The following is a 25,960-nucleotide window of genomic DNA, read 5'->3' on the forward strand; positions in this document are numbered from 1 at the left end:
GCTCACCATTTATTTTGTACGTTTTAGCTGCAATTGCTATAAAATAAATATAGGGACTTTTGGTCAAAAATTATTTAATTATTTATAATGGAACGATTAATAAGCTTGGATTAGGACTTCAGCTGGTATATGAAGTATATCCGTTAATTTCCGAATCATAGAAAGACTTAGTTTTCTTTTCCCTGATAGGACTTCAGACTTTCTTGAACGTGTACCTAACAAATCACTTAGTTCATTTTCAGATAAGTTCATTTGTTCCATTCGAAACTTTATAGCTTCTATTGGATTTGGATAAGAAACAGGATAATGTACCTGTTCATATTCTTTGATTAATAGGCTTAAGATTTCTAATTCATCAGAAATTGCAGAGCCCTCTACGATATCAGTTTGCATCAACTCATATACATGAGCCAGAGCATCATCGTATTCTTTCTCAGTTTTAATTGGTTTTAACATAACTAATTGTTTTAGCGTTTATTTTATCATATTGATTATGCGATCCAAACCAGACAATAAAAACAATTTTTAATCGATATTCTATATCTACGATTAAGCGGTAACTATTACCATGGATATTAAATACAACTCTTTTTTCATTAAGTATAGAAGCATTTTTATATTGTGCTTTTAATTCATTTGGATTATTCCATAGTGCAGAAGCAGCTTCTTCATACCAGCTTAATAATGCTTGTTCTGCCTGATGGAATTCATCAATATAATCTTTTAGAGTTTTTATTGCTATCACTCGCATATTTAACAAAGATACTAAAATGTTCCCAAAACGGGAACGTTCTGTTTTATTAATTTCTTTTTTCTAATTTATGGATGTATACGGATAGCGATCTTAAAAACTCAATAATGTCTTATCCGTGTGCGGCTTGTCTTAATTGAATAGCCTGTTATGATTGTCCAGAAGAATTTGAGCTTTTACTTTTTTTCTGAACATCAAAAATTCTATAACAGAACATACTAAGTAAATTATTGAAGGTTAACCAGCCAGATCCTAAATACAATTTTCCTCATATCTTACCCTATTAATATCCTCTTAATTACCTGATTACCTCAAAATTCGTCTTACCTTTTGGGATATGAAGATAAAGACTGATAAAACTAGCTATAACATTACCGTCCTCATCTTTATATTTCGACCATAGCGCAGATTCACCTCTTAACCTCTTATCAAGAGATCCAAACTTGTTTGTAGGCATTTTCTGTTTTGGTTAGTAATTCTTTCTGATCTAATTTACTTAAATCCGTACTGCTTTCCCAGCCTTTATTTTCATAGGGTATATTTGCATCAAAAGTAAAGCTGCACTCGTAATAATCTTTATCTTTCCCAATAAAGGTTTTGCCATCAGCTTCGGTTAAACTGCTGTGTTTAATGTCTTAGCCCCCTCTCCTTGCTGGCTTTCAGTTTGGGGATATAGCTTATAAGTAATAGTTTGTTTGCCACTTCTGTTTATCGCAGAATAGTATGATACTTTTTACTGCAATTATTTAATTGAGGAAGAAGGAATAGACTCTTTTTTAGGAAAAATTGTCATTGACAAAACTGATACTATTTCATCCGACTATTGTACACTAAAGCGCTTCAGGCTCCCATCCGAATTAAATTCTATGGAATAGCGTTCACGGCTACCATTAATAGTTGCAGGAAACCAACGTATTCGTTTATCCCATATGGAAGCATAAACACTATTGATCGGTTTAGCGCCTTCAACTTCATTTACTTTTTGATTGTAGTTTTTTGCCACTTTAAAAGCAGTGATAAAACTTATGCTATCCAGGGGAACCATTCTGTTGGCAGCTTCAGCTCTTGCAGATAATTGCACTGGTACAGGTGCCAACCATTCCCCTTCTTTGTAGCTGTATTGATCTACGTACATAGGATTAGCAGGATGCTGCAACATCACATTGATACTGCCATCATCATAAAAATGAATACTTTGATAGATGAAGATTTCCTTTCCAGCATATTGCGGAAGCTGCCTGAGTTCTTCTTCGGCTTTTTCAAGCCCCCGGCGATCACTTAGGAACTTCTTACTTTCCCCATCCAGATGTACCTCGATATGCTGATTGGTATGGGTCTGGATCATTGAATTAACCATGGTAATCTGCGAATCGATAATTTTTTTGATATCAGGTCTTTCAATTCCCTTATTTATTATTTTCCGGGTTGTGGTATCAAGAGGGTGCAAAGTCTCCTGAATGCTCTTGTTTACCTGATTACAGCCAAAGAAACTGAACAGGCAAATGCTGGTAACTGTTAAAAAATATCTCATGACTTAATCATTTAATTCATCTAAATCGTAAGCAAGGGCAATTCGGCTGGGATCTTCGGGAAGGTAAAAGATATCTAACTGCTCTTGCTTGGTTAGGTCAAGTTGAAGAAGGCCAATCGTTTTTTTCAGACTTGTGCGATGTAATTGCCTCTTGTTATCGTGATACTCCAATTCAAACCTGATTTGAGGCTGTTCATTAATATAAACTCCAGTTTGGCTCGCATTGATAAGCTTAGCTGAAGTTCTACGTCCTTTAAACTTAATCAAGATCAATTCGTTAACCCTGCCTATATAACGTTTCAACAGTCTTGCCAGGATTCTGTAGCAAAAAAGTATGAGGGGACAAACGATAAGTGGGTGTCCGAAGCTAAGAAAACGCCAGCCAGCTCCCCTGCTTTCATCAGCATAGGCATAACCGTAATACCAAATAACAAGCGCAAGGAAGATAGCCCAGCCCAGTATCTTAAGTAAGAGTACAGGTATTTTGAGCCTGACCTCAGCATTGGCAAAAATAAAATAAGGACTGCGTTTCATGCTTTGATCAAGCAGTAGGTCTACCCTCTTACCTTTTTCAAAGCGGCGCTCGTAAGGTTTGGCATCATGTACAGTAGTATTAACCAAAACAGTGGTATCGGCAAGGTTTTTAAAAGAAAGTTTTAATGCATAACTGTCGATCCCGGCGTAAGGTTTAGCAGTCTTTTCTGCGGATAATATTTCCGCCTTTCGAAGTACACCATCTGCTTTGATTTGTTCGATATTCCGTTTCTCTCTGAAAACGGAGCCTATCCAGTTTTTGAAATATCCGGTGAATAGCAAACACCAAAGTGCGACAGAAATCCCAAGCATAATCAAGGCTGTAACCGGGCTTTTCTCCAGGAAATGAGTTTCTTCGCTACCATCCTGCGTACCATAATAAATGATCATAGGAAATGGTAGGGCAAAAAAGGTCAAATACACCAGCCAAAAACTATTCCATATGGTAACAAAGGTTCGTTTCATAGCTTTACACATTTATTGTCGTTCTACATGGGGTTGCAAAATCTGGTGTATTTTGACTAGTACTTCTGTTTCATAGCGTTGCTGCTCCTCTATACCTTTACGACTACCCGAAAAGTAATCACTGATCGCGTAGTTATTTCCATACCGATCTTTTTGATTCGATAGCACATAATGTGGTTCACAATTATCGGTTTCGAGCAGAATATAAACTTCATCGAAGTTCATGAGCTTTCGAATAAACAGTCCTGGTACCTTTTGGTATACTTTTCTTTGATTTAAATCAAACACATAGGTAAGGTTAAGCCTGAACACAAAATCATAAATCGCGTAAGCTGCGCAAAAAATACCGATACTGACCGTGAGTCTGTATACCTCAGTATTTACCACAAAGAAATGTGGTAACAAGATACAAATTATAGCCAGCAGCGTAAAAATAATAATCTTATTTCTGTAACGTTTATTGGGCTGTAAACTAATCTTTTGATCGTTAACATTGAAAATCCAGGGCTTCGTCATTGCCGGCCTGAATTCTGGGCATTTGCAATTTCCATAATCTGAGCTGTTTCGTCTATTACAGTTTGCAAAGGCCTGGTCACAAACATGGTTTGATGCAGCAGCAGGTTGAGTCTTTTTCCTTTTGGAGCCAGGATTAGTGTCGCTGTTGCATTAAGAGTGATCAAAAATGTCTGTTTAGAGATGAGAAAACTATCGAAATCATCAAAATGAAACACCTTTGGTTTGATAAAAAAAAATGATTGAGCTACGATGGTACGATTTTGTACGTCAAACGTGGTAGTAGCGCCGGCACGTAACAGCAGTATAACTCCCAGAATGCCCATCAAGGCCATCAACCATTTACTACCCTTTGTATTTTCTCCGTATAGGAACGCAAGGGCCGCACATGCCAATAAAAAAAATGCAAAAGCATAGTACAATGTACGTTGAGGTATTTTAACGTACACATCTCCTTCTTTTGTAAAATATTTAAATGATTTCATATAAACGTAAATCTATGTTCGAACATTCTGCCAATTAAAGGAACTGGTTTTTTGGCCATATTGGCTGCATTGATGATGCCCATAATCCATAAAATAACGATTAACCAACCCAGCAGACCTAAAAAAGATAAGCCTGGTACAATATGAGCAATGACATTGAGTACCATGCTTAAAAGTATACTCACAATCGCGAGTCCTAAAGACTGTTTTAAATGGTACTTAAGCAGGTCGTCGGCCTTGTCCTTTCCTTTTAGGTAAGCGATCAACCACCCGATCAGGGTGATGTAGGCTACCATAGATAATGTTTTGTTGTTCATTCCCGTATTTTTTTTGGCTTTATTGTTTTAGCAAAGCTCCGATCTGGTACAATGGGATACAAGTTTTAAGAGACTACAAAAGGTCTACCTGTGTGCTAATCGGCGTCTACAATACGTCTACATACCCAAACAATCAACTGACAAACAAATCATTAACGACAAGCCATTGCCTGTATTTTTTATTTGTTTTGCCCCTGCGCTTATCAATTTATAATTAAATTTGGGCACCTATGAAAGCTTTATTTTACAAATCTCCTATCCTTTTTTTCTTGCTCTTAAGCTTCCCCGCCCTCGCTCAGACAACTTTGACCGACAGCTTACAATCTGTTTTGCAGAATCCAGCTCTGGGCGAAAAGGAAAAACCAGAATTGCTAAATCAGTTGGCTGAACTATATCGGATCAATAAAAACTACCCACTTGCTGAAAAGACAGCCAAACAAGGAGCTGATATTGCCTTACGCAATAAGAATTATTTAAATGCCGTAAAGGCCTATACATTACTGGTCAACATCAAAATCACAACGGGACAGCTGTCGGCTGCTAAACGCAGCAGCGATTCGACATTAACACTCGCTAAACAGGCCAATAGTCCGGTTGCAATGGCTTACGCTTATTATGCCCAGGTACTGTTGTACAAAATCTTAGATGATAAACAACATGTAGTAAAGTTCTGCAAACTGGGACTGAAAGAACTGGAAAAAAAAACTGATCCTTATCTTGCTTCCAAAATATACTATCGGCTATATGCGGTATACGCTAGCTGGAATAATGAAGCAAAAGTAAATTTATATGCCGCCAAGGCCACTGAAAATGTATTGCTAACCAGCGACTACAACCTATTAAGCAATTGTTATACGGCATTATCGGTAGCGCATGAATACAATTACCACAGCACCAAGGATAAAGCCGAGCTTGACAGTGTGTTGTTTTATCTTCAAAAATCAGAAAAGCTTTACCACCAATATCCTGGTCATGTGGCCAATCATACCTACGCAATAGTTTGCATAGATCTGGCTAGTTTTTATCTTAAATATTTCCCACAAACAGATGCACAGGCAAAAGCGCTGGGCCTTCGTTATACCAATACAGCCATATCGGCCTTAAAAGGGATCAATAACAGTCAAGAAGTAATGGCTAGCGGTCTGGGCATACTTAGTGAGTATGCCAAATTGGAGGGCGACTTTGGTAAGCAGGAGACCTATCTGTTAAGTGCCTATGAAGTAATAAAAACTGGACAACCCATTTATTATCCGACTATGTTGAATGTGGTTCAGGCTTTAGCCGATTTTTATGAAAGAAAAGGCAATCTCGAGAAAGCGGTAGATTTTCAGAAAGAAGTAACCAAATATACGTTGAAGAGTTTTAACGAGGAACAAGCTTTAAATGCTCAAAAACTGGAAATCCAATACGAAACTGAAAAAAAAAACAATGAAATGGCTCTACTTAAAGAAAGAGAACAGAGTCACAAACAGCAGAATTACTTGTACGCTTGTGTGGCTGTTGCCTCTCTTTTTGGATTATTGTTTATGTTCCGCTCCTACCATTTCAAACTACGTTATTCATTGCAGCGTGAAAAACAACTGGAACTTGAAAAGCAGGATTCGGAGCTCCAGATAAAACTTGAGCAGGAAGCTGGTGCCAGACTAAAGGCAGAACAGCAATTGCTCGAAACCCAACAGCTACAGTTAAAGAAAGAAGCAATGGCCAATGTGTTACAGTTGGCGCATAAAAATCAGATGCTTCATCAGATAAAAGACAAACTGAATGGAGGCGATACTGTAAACATGCAAAAAATACTAAAGGAAGAAATGATATTGGATAAAGATTTTGAAGATGCCAAAATGCAGATCCAACAAGTACATCCCGGCTTTTTCAACCTGATTAACAGTAATGCGAAAAAGAAACTCAGTGCATTGGATTTAAAGCTCTGCGCATATATTTACCTTAAAATGGATACCCGTCAAATCGCCCAGATCATGAATATTGAATCCAAAAGCATCCGAATGAGTAAGTACAGAATCAAACAAAAACTAGGACTGGAAAAAGAAAAAGATCTGAATATCTATCTACAGGGAATAGGAACGGCTAAATAAAAATCATACATGACAAGTATAACCGAACAGTTCATGATATTGAAAAAAGGGATGGTGCAATATAGAAATAAAGGGGATTAGATTATTTTTACGTTTACCGGATATAGCAATTAAATATTTTTCAATATAAATATTTTACCGAATATTGTTCTGGATCAGTCAGATACTGTTTCAAATTCTTTTTTGAGTAATGAATACATATTGACATCGTGGTTAACCCCGTTCCATTGCATCCATTCTCTCAGCAACCCCTCAAACTTAAATCCTGATTTCTCGAGAATCTTTTCCGAAACAGTGTTGCCAAGTAGGGTTTCGGCATCAATTCTGGTTACATCCAGTTCCCGAAAACCAAACCTGATAATTTCGGTAATGACTTCTCTCATGAGTCCTTTCCCCCAATAGGCTGGTTTTAATGCATAGACCAGCGAAGCACGATGTCCACTTTTATAATTGGTATAGCCTATAGTGCCAATCAGATGATCGTTTTCTTTGAGTTTTATTCCCCACCGGATAGCGATGTCTTTTTTAAAATTCTGTTTAAAAAAGTCTATCACAGGAAGAATATCGTTTTCTTCTTTCAGAGTGATTACAGGAAAGAATGCTGTTACACGAGGGTCTGTAAATAAGGTAAAAAGGTCATTTTTATAACTATCTTGTATTTCGAATAAATTTGTCCTGCTGGTTTCTAATAATGGGAATTTTCGACTTATATCTTCCATAAACGAGTTTTTTGTTACTATCTTATCCGTAAATGGCTATGCAATCCTTTATCTGCACGGCCAAATTCCTCTTTCACTTTCTTAAATTTATTTCCTTGAACAAGGTCATTTTCACAATTCTTTAAGTAAATAGCGTATTTACCATAAGGAAATATCCCAATTCTATTACTACAATTTTCAATTCGGTTATCTATAATTTTGATCTGATCTGTTGAAGAAACAAATATCGCAGAATTTGCACAATCTTTAATGTTGTTTTTACTAATTGTAATATTTCGATGCACCCCAGCAGGCTTATCTATGCCACCAATTTCATGTGCTGTTTTCACAGCAATTGCACCATATCCGATTAATGTATCATTCCATTTCAAAAACTTTCCGCAATTTTCAATGGTATTGCCTTTGACTAGCGCAGATTTTATAACTGTTGCTTCAAACCAACGTTCCATATCACAGGAAAGCAAAACCGCAGAACCTGAAATACCAGAGAATTTATTATTAGAAACAATAACATCATTTGACTGGAGCACAAAACCACGTGCGCGGCTTCTGGAGACCGTACAATTGTTAATCACTGTTGAAGGTGTTCTAGTTTTCTTTACTACGAAATCACCAGGATTAACATGCTTAAGAACTGATTTCATCACATATCGACCTAAATGTCTTGATGAAATTACAGCCGTACCTTTTGATTTCCCGGTTGTTCCATCGAGAAATTCGATGACATCATCAGGAAAGGACCAATCATCTTCCACTAGCTTATTTGTCCATCCATTAATCAGACTAACAGTTTTTTCTGTGATCTCTTCTATCTTACACATTCGGCTGTGTACATTGATCGCATCATCACCAAGACCGACAAACTCACAATCCCGCACTTTAAAAGTTCCCTCCATGGAGGCAATATGAATCCCGTCAGCACTAATGGACATCAAGCGTGCAGAGCCCGGTTTACTCTTCATTTTAACCCGGGTTAAAGTCATATCTTTAGATTTAAAATGAGTATTTAAGCGGTCTGAAACATACATTGCAAAATCTGGCCATTGCCAGATCGTTATATCTGATAATGCCAGGGTAGTTACTCCTAAAAATTTAAAACAGGGGTTACCGCTGATTTTAAGCCTCAGATTGATCTTTTCTCCTATTGAGAGTTGTGCGGCGAGATCATTATATATTTTTAGTTTTAAACGATCCATTTTTTCAATCAGCGGATATTTTCCTTCTTTTAAATTATAATGAGTAGAAATATGATAATTAGGTGTGCCATCATGCTCATAGCTTAACTGATGCATGATCTTTAAATCCTGCAAATTGGGATTGTAACCAATAAACTCCTCTCCTAACTCTAACATATAATAGGCACCGCTGATATCCGATCCAATATCAGAGACCGAACCGTTTATACTCACCGGCTTATCTACATCTATCATCAAGTCATGGAAATTCACCTTTTTACAATCCGAAACTATCCATAAACTTCCTCCATATACGCTGGTTTCAAAAGGATTAAAACCTGTCGCCATCAAAGTAACTCTTCTCCCTGTGGTACTTCCGTAAATTTCTATATCTGTTTTACCTTCCAGCTGCAATTCTGCTGACAAATGATATACTCCCTGGGGGAAATACACCTTATCTCCATTATTTAAATGGGTCAAAATAAACTGTAAAGCGACCTGATCGTCAAGGCCGTCATCTGGAATTGCTCCAAAGTGTGTTACATCAATTACGGCAGCTTTTACATTTGAACTGATCAACATGCCTAAAAACAGCCATACCCACAATTGCAAAAGGTTAAATCTAATTATGATCATTAAAAGTATGGTATAAAGTCTAAATTATTGAGGTCTTAATATGGCTAAAATAGCCTTCACTTCTTTCGCCCAAATTTTATACGCGACCGAATTAAGGTGGGTTCCATCAACAGTATACTCCGCTTTTAGGCCAGTAGCAGAACTCAATCTTCCATTGATATCCAGGTAATGCACTTTTCTGGTTTTACAGTATTCAATCAGATAGGTATTTAAACTATCCACCTGAATCTTACTCTCTGGATTATTTTGCTGATATAGAACAGACTGCACTACAGCTACTATATGATTATCGAGTAAACCATCAATCAGTTTCTTATAATTGGCCTTTGTACGACTCAAAGGAATACCCACTCCTATGTCATTAATTCCACCTTCCAGAAAGCAGATTTCCGGCTTTAGATCAATCACATTTTCTTTAATCAACCATACCAGATGAGAAGTTGTAAATCCCGGAAATCCACAGGTTTTCACATCCTTCCTTTGCAAGAGCTCTTTCCAGTTAGCTCCATTAGTAATGGAATCACCAAACATGATCACACTCACCGGCGCTTCCATCTTTTTTTTAGTCAGTGTAAATCCGGTTAACATAAACACAATTAGAGCAAGACTCACAGCGATCATTGATTGCCTTTGGTATTTTTTATATAGCTTCATTTTTATACATGCTTAGCATTCCTGATTACTGTTGATAAAAGAATGCATTGGGATTATTGATTATGCTTTTAGAAAAGCCTTTATTTTTGTGGTATATCGTTTCTTCGCAGTCTTTCACGCTAACTTGTACCTGAGGCTCTGCATCATAAGTGTTCTCCGTAACTACGATTCGCTTACAGTTTTGAAAATCAAAATAAGCCAATCCTTTAAATATGGGTTTAAAATCTCGGGAAACCTCAAATTTGTTATTGCGTATACTGATGTCGCGGACACTTAAGGCATAAATAACCTGGGAATCAAATGTCCGCACGATATTGCCTTCAAAGACCACTTTCCCATGGTAATAGCGATTAGAAATCCTTTTGTGTATTTCCGGACTAATTTGCAGGACTGATTGAGGCTCTCCTCCTCCTGTCCCTAGGTTTTCAAATGTATTTCTACGAATAACAACCGCATCCACACTGCCGGACTCCCACCATTTGTTTCCATCACCCGCAATTAATATACCGGCCATCATAGAACTAAAATAATTATTTTCAATCAGTACTGGCTTTGAAGTGGAAAGCAGAATACTCCTGGCACGGTTACCATAAACGCGACAATCTTTCATTACCACAGTGGCATTACTACTTTTATTTTCTACAGCAATGCCTTTTGGATCAAGATCAGGAAGTACATCAGTAATTTCCAACAAGTAATAATTATCATTCACCTTTGTCAGTTTCCTGACCCGGCTTGAAAATACTGGCAATAACGTATTTCTATCTACCACTACAATTTCATCTGTAGCTTTGGCAAAATCAAAACCCTGTTGTTGTGCATGACCAAACTTAAGTCCTAAAGTACGGTCATCAATCTTTTCAACGCCCTCCATATACACCCCATGCACATTTGTCGCGTCGTCCAGCATGTTAGAAAACGTACAATCTTCAAAACTAATTTTACCTCTGCATGCGACAAAATGTGTAGCATCTGCAGAGGAAGAGACGACTCGCGTCGAGCCTTCCCTGATTTTTACATCAAAAGCCTTAAGATTTACGTTTTCACAGTTTTCTGCAATCAGCGCCATAGCTCCGGCCATGTATACCTTTACATTTATTAAACTGGTATTGAACGAAGCTTGAAGAACAATCCCAGGGTATAACCGGTTTAAAGATTGGAGGCCTTTATCGGTATAAACAGCGCCTAAAGGAGGCAAGGCGTCTGAATTGAAACCATACAACCGAAAGATTTTTTCTGAAAGCTGTTTGGCTTTCAATGAATTTTTCCAGGAATGGTGCAGGTATCGTGCTGCATTATAATACGGCCGCTTATTTTGTTTATCAAAAACCATATTCTCTCCTAATAAACATTCCCAGTTATATCCTTTAAAATACAGCTGCTCATCTTTCACGTAGACCGGGTTTCCAGACGTGATTTCAAGGTCAATACTCTTTTCTGATGCATTTTGTGCCACCACCTCTCCTTCAAGCACGAAACCATAATCATAATCTATACTGATCCCAGAGATTAGCGTATTGTTACTCCCTGAAATTAGAAACGGGACAAGCGTACCATGCATTAGAAATTCAGCATCCTCTCCCTCAATGATTACGTTTTGTGTATTTGAGAGGTTAAAAACAATGTGTTTATAGCCATTGTCGTTATTAGATACACTGAGGTATTTTCCTATCGCCTTTTCAGGATAAAAATCGTACAACCCTTTTTTAAACTTCAAAGTAAAATCCCCACCGGGATGAGCAGCTATGATATTTCTAACCTGCTCAGTAAAATCTTTCCCATTTTCGGGATATAGTGTAATGGTCTTCACCAATGAAAAGCAAGGCTTGTGGAGCCATAAAAAAAGCAGGGTAAAAAAAAGGCTGTATAACTTCATATTTCGATTAACCATGATCCTAATCAATTGGCGTTATAAACACGTACCCAGTCTATTTGAAAATCTGAGGGCAGATGTTCACTAACGGGTACTCCCGCATGCCCTTCTATACTAAAAATAATTGGCCGAAGCTGTGTAACAAATTCCGGCGTAGCAGCGGCATCCCATTCCCAGTATAACACGCCATCCAGATAAAATTTTAATTTACCGTTTCTACGTTCCAAACCGTAGAGGTGAAAATCTTCATCCAGTCCACTGGAAAAATAATAGTTTTTAGATCCCGGTACTGTATTTCCATTACCTGGCTTCGGCCAGGTAAGCAAACTCGAATTTAAAAGGTGTGGCTGGTCATCCGCATCCTTGGTTTCTTGAATATCAATTTCTATGTTAGGACTTTTTTCTAATACAGGTTCATCTGATATCCATATGGCAGCACATACATTGGCTAGGGATTTGATCATCTTGGCACGAACTTCAATATAGGTATTCCCTCCTACCTCAAATTTTGATTTTAGACAACCTGCCGTGTAATGGCGGAGCACATTTGGATCTGGAAGATTTTGATGATCTTCCTTTTTAGCCATAATGCTGACAATTCCACCGCTTACGGTGGTGTTCCCGGATTTAAAGGCAAAATCTCCTGTTACCCCACCATAATACCAGAGTGGCGCATTTGACCATTTGCCAGGATCGAGTTCATTAAATTCATCACTTTTTGAATTGTCCAGTGTCCAGCTGACACCCTCGGGGGTAATTGATCTTCGTCCAAAACGTTGAATGTTCAGTTTACGGGCTTCTTCTGTACGGCTAAATTCAGGATTTTTTGCTTGTACAGTCCAGTAAATAGCGGCCTGTGTGCCGGGAGCTATGTTCATAGTGTTTAAAAGAGAATCCAGTTTAAAATGCGTGATGTAATATTTTTCGCTTACACCGGCGGAAACAACTTTACGGTTTTCTGTGAGTGCCAAATTGGTGCCCAAGATAAGATTGTAATCGACATGGGCTCTTTTAGAAAAATATTCAAAGCCGATCAGGGTATTCAGGTTTTCATCATCCAATACGATTAAAGTATCTGCAATAGGTTTGATCAGTACGGTTTGCTGAAAGCCAACCTCGTAAAAGTTATTTTTCTTTTTACAGGAAAGAAAAATAGCCAGGGCCACTACAAGCAGACAGATGTATTTGATTTGTTTCATGGTTATAGAATTAATGAGGTTAAGGTTAATCCATAATGCAGCGCACATGGTAATGAAAATTGCCGCCGCCCGAGCTGCTTCTGGATTGTGTATTGACATCACGATTTCCTGGGTCGTTATAAATCACAACTGCCGCTGACTCTCCGGGACGGTCTGCCGTTAAAGTTTCCCAGGAGAACTGGTAGCCGCTAAGTGAAGGTGATGAGCTCCAGAAACCCGTTAACCCTCCTAAATCAGCCAAACCGTCCTGCCATTCATTCCAGTAAAAACCACCAGGTACAACATTAAACTTGGCTTCCCCTGTAATGTATCCGTTCTGGGTCCAGAACTCAGGGTTCTTCACTTTATCACCAGAACTGGGACTCCAATAAGTGATAAGTTCTTTCCATTCTGGAAAGGAAGGAACATGCCAGCCGTCCGGACAAATGCCCTGGATGTTTTTTCCTTCCAAAGTTTTGGTTCTGGCTGCTGCTTCATCCCTGACTACTGTAGCCCAGGAGTAATACCCTCCTGTCCTGGATTTAATGGCTTCAGGCGTTGCCCCTGGAGCCAGCTTGCGCGGTAACACCAACGGACTGCCATCGGTATATGTCGATGCTCTTAAATTTTCGGACATAATGGTAACTAGTTTTCCCCCTGGCAACATATATTGCAGTGCCTTATAGCTTTCATTATCTCTTGGGTCAATAAAACCAGTAACGGAAACGATGACATCAAAATACCTCCATACGCTTTCGATTTTGCCTCCTGTATTTTGTTCTAAGCGCCAAAAGAAACGGCCAGCGTTGCTGAACGCAGGGTTGAGCTTTTTTAAATCATTAAAAAAATCGGCATTACCCAGCTTAAACGAGCCTGCAGCCCCTACATCGTAGGTAATCGGATTTTTAAAGTCCTGATCTGTTGCAATAGAAATTTTATAGGTGGATGCCGGTCTTTGAAGCCAGGTAAACTCCTGAGAAGTACTGGTATCAAAATAATCAATTTTAACTTGCGTATTGTTTGCTGGTAATAACTGTTGTGCCCAATCCGGGCTCACATACTCAATTTTTTTCTGGCAAGACTGGAACAGAAATACGCTGAGTAAACAGGAATAAATAATTTTATAGTTCATCTTATGATCTTTCTATTTGAATGTGCTGATTAATATCCTGGATTCTGATCCATATTAGGATTGGAATTAAGTTCTTCATTTGGTATCGGCCATAAATAATCCCGATTCGGATTAAAAGACCTTTGATCCACCACAATGGGTACATATTGCCAATATTCAGTTAAGGCACCTGCTGAATACCAGGACAATTTCGACTTATCATACCCAACTGCAGCTACCATAACCTTTTCTGCAATACGCCACCTCCTGATATCAAACCATCTTCTTCCTTCTCCAAACAACTCTATTCGTCTTTCATTTCTAATCACCTCTGTCATCACGACTTTAGAAATGGATGGCATAGCGACAGAAAGCTTGATCATACCCGCACGTGCTCTGATCCGATCAATGATATCATACACTTTTGCAGTAGGGCCATTCAATTCATTTTCAGCTTCCGCCCAGGACAACAACACTTCGGCATAACGCATTACAATCCGGTCTGTACCATCATTAGTAAGGTTTTTTAACATAGGGTCTACAAACTTCCGTACCGTAAATGAGGTGGCTACATCCCAATTTGCAGGAATGTAATTGGCCTGGTACCATCCCTGTCCATCCAACCTAAATTCTGAACCAGGTACCACAATAGACATTTGGAGTCTTGGATCCCTGTTATCGAAAGGTCTGTCTTTATTGTAGGAAGGATCTGCAGGAATAAATGCTCCTTCTGTGGTGCTAATGTCCTTAATCGGGAATCCATTTTTGGTGTAATAACTGTCTACCATTTGCAAAGTAGGTGCAAAATTATTCCAGTTACCAAAAAGTTTAGATACCTCGCTGCTCCTCAAGTCTTTTGCATAATTGATTTTGAACATAATTTCGTGGTTGGTTTTCTGCTCTATACCCGCAACCTGGAATAGCTCGAAATAATTCGGATACAAATCGTAGCCCAATTTCTCGATCTGCTGAGCAATGGAAATTACCTCAAGTGGCTTTCGCATGTATTCTGCTACCCGTAGTTTTAGCATCAAAGCAGCACCTTTAGAGGCGCGTTCTCCACCAAAAGAAGCGTCCAGATAACTTACTGCCACATTCAGGTCGCTGCTGATAAAGTTCAGGACAGCTGGAATTTCATTCCTACTTGGATTGGTAAGTGCAGAATTCTCGTCTAAGACCGGCACTTTACCATAAAAACTAAGGAGGTCAAAGTAAAAATAAGCCCTTAGGAATTTAGCTTCTGCAATGACCTTATTCTTTTCAGATTCAGATAAATTAGACGTTGTACTTAATCCTCTCAATAACGCATTGGCCCTGGAAATACCCCGGAAATTGTATTTCCATTTCACGAGAGCAAAATCACTATCTGCATTTTGCATACCTGTTGCAAATTGCGGTGCAGGATCCCATGGATGTGAATTAAACGAATTGTCACTCATGTTATCATAAACATAAGGTATGGCCTTGTCCGGGCTATCGTAATACAATTGGTTGTAAACACCATTCAGCAAGGTATTTGCTTGGTCTATACCAGTTAAAAAAGTTTCTGGTGTCACTTTATCTTCCGGAACGGTATCTAAATATTTCTTGCAGGAAGAACAGATGGTTGCTGAAATCATCAGCAGACCTATAAATATTTTAGTGTTCATAGTATTCATGTTTAGAAATTTAGGTTTAAACCTGCGGTATACGTTTTTACCTGTGGATAGTTACCTATTCTGCTCCCTGCTCTGGGATTACCCGAAGCTTCCGGATCAAAGCCTTTATAGCCAGTGATGGTAAAAAGATTCTGACCACTTACGAAAAGTCTTAACCCTTTTACGGATATTTTACTTAGCCACTGTTCTGAAAAGTTGTAAGCCAACTCAATGTTCTTTAAACGCAGGTAAGACAAATCTTCCACAAAATATTTAGATTTTAAGTTGCCCCTTTGGTTATCAAAATAAACACGTTGATAGGTATTGTTTGGACTTTCGGCAGTCCAGCGGTCCATCAACCAGCTGGCACCGTTATATCCTCCGTTAAAGAAAGGTGTAACCAACTGTCCGGCACTCCAGCCCCTGCCACCATAAGTTCCTTCAAAAAAAGTGGTTAAATCAAAAGCCTTATATTTAACATTCAGATTTGCAGAAAATACGTAGTCGGGCGAGGTATGGCCCAATACCACTTTGTCTTTATCGTCAATAATTCCATCCCCATTCTGGTCCTTAAATCTTACATCACCTGGCAAAGCCCTTAATCCGGCATAAGCGTTGATCAATGTAAAGCCGTCCTGATCAAAGGTTTTAAGGTGTTTTTGGATTTCTCCTTCGCTTTGATAAATACCTTCTGTATCGTAACCATAAAGTGCGGTAGAATTTACACCTTCTTTAAGGATGGCACCATCAAAGATAATTGGGTTCAAACCTTTTAAATCCAGTACCCTATTGGTATTGTGCGCTGCTATTAAATTGGCTTTAAACTGCCAATCATTGACATTCTTGATGTAGCCCAGTGCTATTTCTATCCCTTTATTACTCATTTTCCCAGCATTTTGGTAAGGCACATCAGTAAAACCAAAAGTGCTTGAAATAGGCAGCTGAAGTAATATTTTATTTGTTTTTTTAATGTAGTAGTCGGCAGTAAGGCTAAAATCCTTCAGGAACTGCAGGTCTAAACCGATGTTAGTTTGTTCCGTTTCTTCCCAGCTGAGGTCCTTGTTGGCAATCACGGAAATTGCGGCACCCACATTATCCAGGTTATTGAAGATATAATTGGTTTGTGATCCCCCAAGCCCTAATATGTCCTGTCCGGCATATGAATTACCTATGTTCTGGTTACCCAGTTTACCCCAGGAGGCACGAATCTTCAAATCCTGGATAAAATCTACTCCTTTAAAAAATTGCTCCTGTGATAGTCGCCACCCGGCCGAGAAGGACGGAAAGGCACCCCATTTATGGTCCTTCGCAAATTTAGAAGCGCCATCATAACGGATATTGGCTTCAAACAGGTATTTACCATCGTAATCATAATTGATCCTGCCAAAGAAGCCCAGGGAAGTTTCCATACTACCCCAGTCGTTATTTTTAACAGACCCCGGATCGCCCACACTAAAAAAAGGCAGGTTAGCAGACAAACGTTTGATCTCTGACTGAAAGTAATTTCCTCTCCATTGAAACTGTTGAAAACCTGTTAATGCTTTGAAATGGTGTTTTTGCTTGTAGTTATAGGTGTAATTTAAATTTGCCCAACTAGAAATAGTACCATACCTATTGGAGCTTTTCCTGATGTAAGACTCCCTGGAATTATTTTTCCCAATGATACTGGTACCGTCGGCAGCACGGGTAACCAGGTAAAGATCTACATTTGGCGCGTAAGACAGCTGCCTGTCGTTGTTAATTACATAATTGATTGCACCCTCAAAATTGAGCCTGTCAGTAAGGTTTAATGATAAATTTAAAATGGAGTTGAAATTGGTATAGTCCATTTTCTCACCACCACCTGCATCTTTGATCGCATCGCTGTAAAACCAGTCTGTCCAGCCGTAACCTTCAATTCTGGGGATAACTGTAGGTGCCATCTGCGTAATTCTGGAAATGGTGCTTTCCGCACCATTGATCAGGTCTGTGTTGTTGGTGGCATAACCAGCTACAGTTAATCCAATACGTGCCTTATTTTTTAAGAAAGAATTCTGGGTATTGAACCTGAAGTTATATTTATTGGAATGGGTTCCATCGACAATACCACTTTGATTTAAATATCCGGCAGACATGGAATAAACGATATTGTCTTTTCCGCCACTCATCTGCATGTAATGATTTTGCTGCAGCGCAGGTTTAAAATAAAAATCAGCCCAATTGTAATCCCGGTACCTGACCGGATCGGTAATATTCTTATAATGGCTGATATAAGTATCCTCGTACTGGGGCTGAAAACCAGAATTGACCTTGGCTTCATTCATCAATGTTAAATACTGGTAAGAATTTAACAAATCTGGATAACGGGTTACACTTTGTACAGCGGCGTAAGCATCGTATTTAAGCTTAAGTGCACCGGGTCTTCCCCTTTTTGTGGTGATGAGGATCACGCCGTTGGCGGCCTTATTTCCATAAATTGATGCGGAAGCCGCGTCCTTTAACACAGAAATAGCGGCAATATCTTTCGGATCTACATCATTAAAAGAAGCTTCAAAGCCATCAATGATTACCAGTGGAGCGGAATTGTTCAAAGTCCCGATACCACGAATCGTTAATGTTCCTGCGTCTGCGCCTGGCTGTCCGGAATTTTGGGTCACCTGCATACCGGCAACTTTTCCTGCCAAAGCCATGGAAGCATTGGTGATGGGCCTGCTTTCCAGATCATCTAAAGAAACAGCGGTAACTGCACCTGTTAAATTCACTTTCTTCTGTTTACCAAACCCCACCACCACAACATCCTGAAGGCCAAAGGCATCCTCCTCCATAGTAAACTGTAACCCGTTTGAAATCCGTTCAATTTTATGGGTAATCGTTTTAAAGCCTATGAAAGAAATGATTAAGATATCTCCAGGCTTTACATCCATCGAAAATACCCCATCTTTATCTGTTGTCGTTCCAATCTGAGTATCTGCAATTTTCACGTTTACACCTGGTAGCGGACGCTTATTATGATCAACTACCCGCCCTTTTATAATTTCCTTTATGTAGTGCTTGTTAACCGGAAAAGATTTCGCCTCTTGCATTGCATTTGAGAGCGGAGCTTCCAGTAAAAAAGCCATAAGGAAACAAAGCATTTTACACTTTCCTTGTTTGCTGTTCATCCGTTTAATATTTGGTTAATGTTTGGTTAATGTTTGTTTTTTCTATGTAGCTAGTGGTCGACAAAGACCTGAATCGCCTGAGGTCGAAAATAGATAGTAATTTCATTCAAAAAAGATATTTTAGTTCATATTCGTACAAATTTGATATTTGAAGCCCTTTTTTCTAAGGTATTAAACGATATTGTACTTAAATAAACAATACTATATCTAAGTGACCATGCCAGCTCGTTTATTTGAAGAAATTGCAAAAAGTTTTACAGAATGGGTTTTAAAAAATTCTTGATATTAATTAATCTGGCTTTTTTGTTACTTTCCAATTCCCTGAATCTAAGCGCTCAGAACATTAGAAAGTACAATAAACTAACACAGCAAGACGGTTTGCTTTCCAACAGGGTGACGGCAATAGCCGAGGATGAATCTGGTCGCATCTGGCTGGGCACCAATGATGGGATAAGCCTGTATGACGGAGATCAAATTACAGCCTGTCCCAGAACGAGCAACGACTCCATTTTTCAGCCAGGTAAAATTATAGAAATTAAAGCATTTAAACACAAGATGGTCATTGCCGGAGACAATGGTATTTATGAGTATGATTTCAGTACCAACAAGTATGCAGTGCTGATCAAATCTGATCAATTCAATACTTCCAAAGGTCTTGCCAGCGACGTCAGAGGATTGATCATACTCTGTGACAATAACTTGTATCGTCTGACAATGGAAAAACTCATCAAGATTAAGAAAAATATTTACTTCAATAAGATACAAGTAGATGCTGAAGGAAATCTATGGGGAGCAACCTTTACCACAGTTGTGAAATGCGATAACATAGGTAATCAGTTATCTGACTTCAAATTTGCAGAAAATTTTGATAACGACTTATTGATAACCTCCTTCTATTGCGACAGCAAGGGGCTATTGTGGGCAGGCACCAAAAGGCACGGTATTTTCAGATATGATCCTGTACAAGATAAATTTAAGCTTCAACTCCCCAACCCTGGCCAGATACAAAACGTCTGCAGCATGGCAGAGGATGATAGCGGAAGGCTTTGGATTGGCCACAATAGAGGAATTGCCGTTTTCGATTACATCAATCAATATGTGGAGTATCGGATGCTCATCGAAAATTTTGAGAATGAGCTCAACACGACTGTCTGTTCTATTTTTAAAAGCAGTATTGGTGACATGGTATTAGGCACCTATTTCAATGGAGGTTTCTACCTCTCTAAGAATGATGCCTGGCTTAATTTTTTACACGTCACTAATCCCGACAGGGCCAGCGGCATTGTGGTAAACAACATGCTTATGTCATCAAAAAAGGAACTCTGGGTCGCCACCAATACCATTGGAATTAATGTGTACAATGAGAAATTGCAGATTACTAAGAGATTCAGTCACCAAAATAGCAGCATAAATGACAATATCATTTCTCTATGTGAAGACCAGGCAGGCAATATCTGGGCAGGTTCAGAATCCAACGGATTGTATTGCTTGATTGACCAGGGAAACCAGATTAAACATTATTTATATAATAAAAATGACAAATCCTCCATCAGCAACAACAGGATCTTTTCCATTAGAAATTTAAACAAAGACAGTTTGCTGATCGGTACAGATGGCTATATAAATGTTTATGACAAAAAACAGGATCGTTTTTCCATACTTCTGGCGACCAGTTCTACCGTTAATGACATTATTGTAAAAGATCAACAGATCTGGGTATGCTGCCTGAACGAGATCATTTGTTACGACAGGTTAAAAAAAACGAAGAAAATCTATACAAAAAAACATGCAAACAGCGCCAGGGTTCAGTTTCACTCTATGCTCTTTGATGGTGAGAAGATCATATTGGGCACGAAGAATGACTATCTCTATTATATAGGAAAGGAGAACATTCTTTTACCCTACCCTGGAAGTAATATAGTCAAATCCCAGATTAACGGGCTGCAAAAAGATACCCAGGGAAGGTATTGGTTGTCTACAGCTAATGGTTTGTATTGCGTAGAAAAGGACCATTCAATTAAAAACATCGATGTAATGTGGGGACTAAATACCACCTGGTTTAATGAACGTTCTTCCTACGTTTATGACAACATCCTTTATTTCGGTTCTGTGAATGGAATATGTTATTTCAAGACACCTCAATTTGCTCAACAATCTCTGGTCAAGCCAAATCTATATTTTTCTGATTTCAAAATTTTCAATGTAAGTCAGCTGAAAAATGTGGCTTATTTTGAAAAGAGCATCAATGAAACCGATGAAATTGAACTCGCCTATAATCAGAATATGATCTCTATAGAAGTCAATCAGGTAAACTTTGATCATCAAAGTAGAAAAAACTACCGGACCTTTTATAAGCTGGAAGGCTCGGATAACAGATGGTACGAACTATCTTCCGGCTCAGGAAATATCAATTTTACTTCCTTAAAACCGGGTAGTTACAGGCTATTAGTTAAGTTAGAAGACCTAAATCACAAGACATTATCATCAAAAGCGCTAAAAATTACCATTAAACCTCATTTCCTGCTTAATAACATCATGCTGCTGATCTACACCATCTTGCTTTTGTATGCTGTTCTGGAATTAAGAAAGTTTATAAAAAGAAGGCATCTGGAGATACTTAAAATAAAACTCTCAGCAGTAGAAAAGACAAAACTGGAAGAACTGAACAAAAGCAAACTGGACTTTTTCACCTACATGTCCCATGAGCTCAAAACCCCGCTTGCAATTATTATGGCTATACAGGAGGACCTTTTCTCCAATCATAAGATTGAAAACATCAAAGAATATGAGATCTCTCAGAAAAACATTAAGCGTTTAACATTTTTGATCAGTCAACTCATGGAATTTCGGGAAATCGAGACCAGTGATCTCCCACTCCAAACGAGCTATGCCGACTTAATTGCTTTCTGTAATAACATCTTTTCTGTTTTTACACCACTCTTGGAGCGGAAAAACATCAGTTATGAGTTCAATTGTTTTAAACAGGAGCTGATGGTGAATATGGATTTCGACAAGCTGGAAAAAATCATCAGTAATCTGCTAAGTAACGCATTTAAGAACTGTGAAGTTAACGGAAATATCATCATGGAAATTAGCGAATCTGTCGTCCCACAGAAAGTAAATATCTCCGTCAGAAATACAGGTAGCTTTATTCCGCAGGAACAAATACAGATGATCTTTCAACCCTATTTCAGACAGAAATCAACAGGTGACTATTATGATAACAACGGGATTGGATTAGCTCTTGTTATCGGACTAACAAAACGCCTCAATGCCGAGATAAAGGTAGAAAGCAGTATTAAAGATGGCACCCGGTTTACGCTATGTCTACCGATCAATACAAAAGTGAACTCCATAACAGAGAACCAGGATTTGAACTTAAACTCCACCATGGAGCTGATCAATGATGTACTTTATTCAGATCCGGTTAATGTGAACCTACAATCCAACACGCAAGGACATACCCACAAAGTGTTGCTGGTTGAAGACCATTCTGAACTTGCAGACCTGTTCAAAAACAAACTTAAAGCGCTGTACCATGTGGTGATTACCCACAATGGAAAAGAAGCACTTGATTATATTAGAAGCCAGCAGGTTGATCTGGTGATCAGTGACATTATGATGCCTGTAATGGACGGTTATGAACTTTGTGATCACTTAAAGAGTAACCCCAAAACCAAGCACATCCCGGTGATCCTGATGACCTCCTATGATAACATTCAAAACAAAATCAAAAGCTATGAACTTAGTGCAGACGGCTATATCAATAAACCCTTCAGCACCAGCGAACTTTTAGCTAAGATTAGCAGCTTATTAAAAAATAAAGCCACTTTAAGAAACTACTACAGCCACCAAGAGCCCCTGCGTCTGAAAGAAGAGGCGAATTCGCAGGAAGAATCCTTTATCCTTAAAGTACAACAGATCATAGTCGATAATATTTCAAGTAATGATTTTTCTGTCAATCAGCTGGCCCATAAAATGCGTATCAGCAGGACACAGCTGTACCTACAGGTAAAAAAAACAACAGAGATCTCACCTACAGATTTCATCATTAAAGTGAAGCTGGATTATGGAAAGTCCCTTTTAAAAAAACAATCTCTAAGCATTTCAGAAATTGCTTATAAATTAGGCTACTCCAACTCCAATTACTTCAGCAAACAGTTTAAAGATTTCTTTGGCCTCACCCCAAGTCAGTATAGAAAAAGCAAACAGGAAAATGGCGTATAAATACTTCAGACATTCAATTGCCACAATTGGCCTGATAATAGTTTCTATCGTCTGTTTTGCACAGTTAGTCAAAGAAAAACAGCAGTATGTTATGGATCATTACTGGGACAATTATGATTTTAGGGCAGGCGTAAATAATCCCCTGGAAACCGAACGAGCATTACTAACTTACCTCGAAAAGTCCCGAATCAATTCCCTGGAGAAGACCAAAAAAAACCTTATTATTCTGAGCCGAAAAATGGCTCAAAACTGCCTGACCTTTAATTATTTTCACGAACTATTTAGGAAGTTCCTGTATGACCCCAATTCGCCGATGCGTTCAGAGCACTTGTATCGACCGCTATTAACAGAATTCCTATCCTCACCTTGTGCTGAAAAGAAGCGCTTAGCCAAGGCGATTGAGGACCTTAAATGGATAAATAAAAATAATCCAGGGATGCCTGCTCCTGACTTTTTGTATACAATGAGTAATGGAAAAAACAGCACACTATATTCACCAAAAAGCCCTTTACTGCTTTTGATCTTATATAATCCAGAATGCGAATCCTGCATCGAAAATCAAAAATCTTTAATAAACGCTAAAATTATCCGGGATCTTTTACAATCCCGGAAATTAAAAATTTTGTCCGTTTATATTGATTTTAAAATCGAAATCTGGAAAAAGCAAAAACACAACCTTCCGAAGACCTGGCTTAGTGCATACGACCCAAAGCATTACCTAAGGACTAAAAAGCTATATGACTTAAGATCGGTTCCAACCATGTATTTATTAAATCGGAAAAAGAACATCATCCTTAAGGATGCTAACTTTGATCAGGTCATTTATTATTTGACCACTTCCTCTTATTAAAACTACTGGTAGGCAACCTGTGGATTCCAATAAGTAGTATCCCAACCGGAATTGCTCCTTTGGTCTACCCGAAAAGAAAGTACATCCCCAAACGCCACGACTACATTAATGTCATGCCAGAATCCGGTGCTGTTATTGTAATTAATAGTTTGCCACTGTCCAGATGGCCAAACCAGCGTATTGTTTTTCCATATGCTTACATTTACACCATCTCCACCTCCAGTATCATTTTTTCTAACCAATCCGGTAACCTTTACCGTCCCGGCTTTTGGCGCCTGCCATTCCAGCATCGCCTGACTATTGTCCGGATGCATATATATATTGCCGGTTCCATTCCATATCCCGTCATAACTACCTGGCCCTCTCCAGTGATTAGAGCCATCCGGATTCCAATTCATAAGTGTAGTGCCAATACCAGCTCTCCAGACCCGGTAATACCAATTCCTTTTCCCCTGAACTGCCGAAAAATCACCGGAAGCATTGTACACATCACCATTAATAGTCCCCAATGGACTAATTACCTGGAGCCCGTTTGCGAAACGGTTTACCGTAAAACGGCCATCAGAGAAATTCAATAAATAAGCTCCATTAATCTTAACATTTTCAAACTTTACGCCAGTAATCCGGTGACTATCATCCCAGCCCGCCAGCTTAATCTCATTACTCCCATTCGAAGTAGAGGTAATGTTACGGTAAGTAATGTTTGTCATCGCTCCAGGCCAGCTCCAGTTACCGGTTAATGAACCAAAATAGAAAGTCTCATCCATCTGTATATTGATCAATCGTTTCGCGTTTTCTACCCGTATGTTTTCGAAGGTGATGTCACTGAAATAGGTTCCATGTAAAGCAAAGATATTAATAGCAGAACGGTCAGGCAATACATCCGGATGGTTCTTATCATCAAAATTATACAAGACATCAATATTCTGAAATAAAATGTTCTGGAACCTGGACGCTCTTGTTTCAGCCCCTATACCAATTGCATTATTGGCATCGGCCCACAGCTGAGCATTTTTATAAGTAATATTGTAAATAGGCAGAGAATTCGCAGGAAGCTGATCTGACATCCCCTTAATCGCCACAGCATCATCCGCTGAATGGACAAAAGCTTTATCAAAGGTAATGTCATGGCTACTATTGATATTAAAGCCATCGGAGCTCGCAAAGTAAGGACTTATAGCCTTATAATTGTTTACATTCACAAAACTACAGTTATGCATAGCAGCGGTCCAACTTCCTATATTGCGGTTAACAATAATATCCCTAACCGTTGAATTGCTTACCGATGCCAAAGTAAGGGCAATGTTATCCGTTGAACTGTTATAATCATTCAGTAATATCCCCCTTCCTCTAACCGTTACATTGGATACATTATCGATCTTCACACGTCCCCTGATTACAGCGCCCCCGGCAATGTACAGCGTTTTTCCTGAACTTAAACCAATTGGGGGCTGTGTGCTGAGGTCATAATAACCAGGGGCATAATAAACCACATTAGGATCCGAAGGAGATGGAATTTCCGTTTCCAGATCCTCTGCAAAAAGATGAAGTACCTTTCCCTGGTAATTGTTATTTAACACCAAAGAGATATTTGCAGACTGCTGGATTGAAAACGTAATCGTATTTCCATTTCTCGTACCAGTAATTCCCAGGGATTCGGGCAGTAGCTTAAAGGAACTAAAACTTGTGGATGGGGTAACCGTTACAGTTACCGTTCCACTTCTGTCAAAATAGCCATAGCTTACTGCATTTCCCCAGCCATTGTTACCGGCATTATAAAGCGCAACAGGCTTTCCGCCTGCTGTCACCGTATAAGCGGCAGACTTATATCCCGCAGGTAAACCTGACGGAATAGGATAAATAGTAACTGAGTCAGAAAGCAGGGCATTTAATGTACTGCTCTCTTTCCGGTTTAACATTTCAACTCCTTCATCAAGCATCGCTTTATGACAGGAGACAAGGCACACCGAGGCCATGATTAAAAATAAGATTTTCATACTTAATCGTTTATATTTGGTTTGTAACTAAATATAAACAACAGATTGAACCAGGTAGATAACGGTAGTAAAGG

General features: G+C 38.8%; 20 protein-coding genes. 3 read left to right on the top strand and 17 right to left on the bottom strand.

All coding sequences use genetic code 11. The annotated features are described in order from the left end of the window. Window positions 1–96: 96 nt before the first annotated feature. The 8 genes from BLS35_RS14280 to BLS35_RS14310 all read right to left on the bottom strand — a co-directional run bounded on the left by BLS35_RS14280 (window position 97) and on the right by BLS35_RS14310 (window position 4,596). Window positions 97–456, bottom strand: a complete 360-nt coding sequence (locus BLS35_RS14280; protein WP_090782145.1) for a helix-turn-helix domain-containing protein — start codon at window positions 454–456, stop codon at window positions 97–99. Further along, window positions 440–751, bottom strand: a complete 312-nt coding sequence (locus BLS35_RS14285; RefSeq protein ID WP_090782147.1) for a type II toxin-antitoxin system HigB family toxin — start codon at window positions 749–751, stop codon at window positions 440–442. The genes BLS35_RS14280 and BLS35_RS14285 overlap by 17 nt, the downstream gene beginning before the upstream one ends. Before the next feature lie 298 nt (window positions 752–1,049). Further along, complete coding sequence (locus BLS35_RS27830; RefSeq protein WP_165973413.1) at window positions 1,050–1,208, bottom strand: hypothetical protein; 159 nt, start codon at window positions 1,206–1,208, stop codon at window positions 1,050–1,052. A 363-nt stretch (window positions 1,209–1,571) separates the two neighbouring features. Further along, window positions 1,572–2,282 carry a hypothetical protein gene (locus tag BLS35_RS14290; RefSeq protein WP_090782149.1) on the bottom strand — a complete coding sequence of 237 codons (711 nt, stop codon included), beginning with the start codon at window positions 2,280–2,282 and terminating at the stop codon, window positions 1,572–1,574. Window positions 2,283–2,285: 3 nt separating this feature from the next. Further along, complete coding sequence (locus tag BLS35_RS14295; protein ID WP_090782351.1) at window positions 2,286–3,281, bottom strand: hypothetical protein; 996 nt, start codon at window positions 3,279–3,281, stop codon at window positions 2,286–2,288. A 12-nt stretch (window positions 3,282–3,293) separates the two neighbouring features. Beyond that, window positions 3,294–3,797 (bottom strand): hypothetical protein, encoded by a 504-nt coding sequence (locus BLS35_RS14300; protein ID WP_090782151.1) that lies wholly within the window; start codon window positions 3,795–3,797, stop codon window positions 3,294–3,296. Beyond that, a complete protein-coding gene (locus BLS35_RS14305) occupies window positions 3,794–4,279 on the bottom strand; it encodes a hypothetical protein (RefSeq protein WP_090782153.1) in 486 nt (161 codons plus the stop codon). The genes BLS35_RS14300 and BLS35_RS14305 overlap by 4 nt, the downstream gene beginning before the upstream one ends. Next, window positions 4,276–4,596: a magnetosome magnetite crystal formation protein family gene (locus BLS35_RS14310; protein ID WP_090782156.1), complete on the bottom strand. Its 321-nt coding sequence runs from the start codon at window positions 4,594–4,596 to the stop codon at window positions 4,276–4,278. Before BLS35_RS14310 ends, BLS35_RS14305 begins: the two co-directional genes overlap by 4 nt. 230 nt (window positions 4,597–4,826) lie before the next feature. On the opposite strand from BLS35_RS14310, the gene BLS35_RS14315 reads away from it, so the two are divergent. Further along, window positions 4,827–6,689, top strand: a complete 1,863-nt coding sequence (locus BLS35_RS14315) for a helix-turn-helix transcriptional regulator (RefSeq protein ID WP_090782158.1) — start codon at window positions 4,827–4,829, stop codon at window positions 6,687–6,689. 155 nt (window positions 6,690–6,844) lie between these two features. On the opposite strand, the gene BLS35_RS14320 is transcribed toward BLS35_RS14315, so the two are convergent. The 8 genes from BLS35_RS14320 to BLS35_RS14355 are packed head-to-tail and all read right to left on the bottom strand — an operon-like array spanning window position 6,845 to window position 18,812. After that, the gene (locus BLS35_RS14320; RefSeq protein WP_090782160.1) at window positions 6,845–7,408 is read right to left on the bottom strand and encodes a GNAT family N-acetyltransferase; all 564 of its coding nucleotides are present in this window, start codon (window positions 7,406–7,408) and stop codon (window positions 6,845–6,847) included. A 17-nt stretch (window positions 7,409–7,425) separates the two neighbouring features. Then, complete coding sequence (locus BLS35_RS14325; protein WP_090782162.1) at window positions 7,426–9,219, bottom strand: right-handed parallel beta-helix repeat-containing protein; 1,794 nt, start codon at window positions 9,217–9,219, stop codon at window positions 7,426–7,428. A 24-nt stretch (window positions 9,220–9,243) separates the two neighbouring features. Further along, entirely contained in the window at window positions 9,244–9,873 is a 630-nt protein-coding gene (locus BLS35_RS14330; RefSeq protein ID WP_090782164.1) for a GDSL-type esterase/lipase family protein, read from the bottom strand. Between the two features lie 25 nt (window positions 9,874–9,898). Then, window positions 9,899–11,749: a right-handed parallel beta-helix repeat-containing protein gene (locus tag BLS35_RS14335; RefSeq protein ID WP_165973414.1), complete on the bottom strand. Its 1,851-nt coding sequence runs from the start codon at window positions 11,747–11,749 to the stop codon at window positions 9,899–9,901. A gap of 23 nt (window positions 11,750–11,772) precedes the next feature. Further along, entirely contained in the window at window positions 11,773–12,945 is a 1,173-nt protein-coding gene (locus BLS35_RS14340) for a family 16 glycosylhydrolase (protein ID WP_165973415.1), read from the bottom strand. Window positions 12,946–12,970: 25 nt separating this feature from the next. Continuing rightward, window positions 12,971–14,056, bottom strand: a complete 1,086-nt coding sequence (locus tag BLS35_RS14345; RefSeq protein WP_090782170.1) for an FISUMP domain-containing protein — start codon at window positions 14,054–14,056, stop codon at window positions 12,971–12,973. A 29-nt stretch (window positions 14,057–14,085) separates the two neighbouring features. Continuing rightward, a complete protein-coding gene (locus tag BLS35_RS14350; RefSeq protein ID WP_207909188.1) occupies window positions 14,086–15,684 on the bottom strand; it encodes a RagB/SusD family nutrient uptake outer membrane protein in 1,599 nt (532 codons plus the stop codon). 11 nt (window positions 15,685–15,695) lie between these two features. Beyond that, on the bottom strand, window positions 15,696–18,812 hold the full coding sequence (locus tag BLS35_RS14355; RefSeq protein WP_090782174.1) for a SusC/RagA family TonB-linked outer membrane protein: 3,117 nt from the start codon (window positions 18,810–18,812) through the stop codon (window positions 15,696–15,698). A 261-nt stretch (window positions 18,813–19,073) separates the two neighbouring features. On the opposite strand from BLS35_RS14355, the gene BLS35_RS14360 reads away from it, so the two are divergent. Then, window positions 19,074–23,039 carry a hybrid sensor histidine kinase/response regulator transcription factor gene (locus BLS35_RS14360; protein ID WP_090782176.1) on the top strand — a complete coding sequence of 1,322 codons (3,966 nt, stop codon included), beginning with the start codon at window positions 19,074–19,076 and terminating at the stop codon, window positions 23,037–23,039. Further along, on the top strand, window positions 23,029–23,889 hold the full coding sequence (locus BLS35_RS14365; protein WP_090782178.1) for a DUF5106 domain-containing protein: 861 nt from the start codon (window positions 23,029–23,031) through the stop codon (window positions 23,887–23,889). The genes BLS35_RS14360 and BLS35_RS14365 overlap by 11 nt, the downstream gene beginning before the upstream one ends. Before the next feature lie 2 nt (window positions 23,890–23,891). Here BLS35_RS14365 and BLS35_RS14370 read toward each other — a convergent pair whose 3' ends face one another. Beyond that, complete coding sequence (locus BLS35_RS14370) at window positions 23,892–25,886, bottom strand: glycosyl hydrolase family 28 protein (RefSeq protein WP_090782180.1); 1,995 nt, start codon at window positions 25,884–25,886, stop codon at window positions 23,892–23,894. Between the last annotated feature and the right edge of the window lie 74 nt (window positions 25,887–25,960).

This window comes from Pedobacter sp. ok626 (assembly GCF_900100435.1).
GTDB lineage: Bacteria > Bacteroidota > Bacteroidia > Sphingobacteriales > Sphingobacteriaceae > Pedobacter.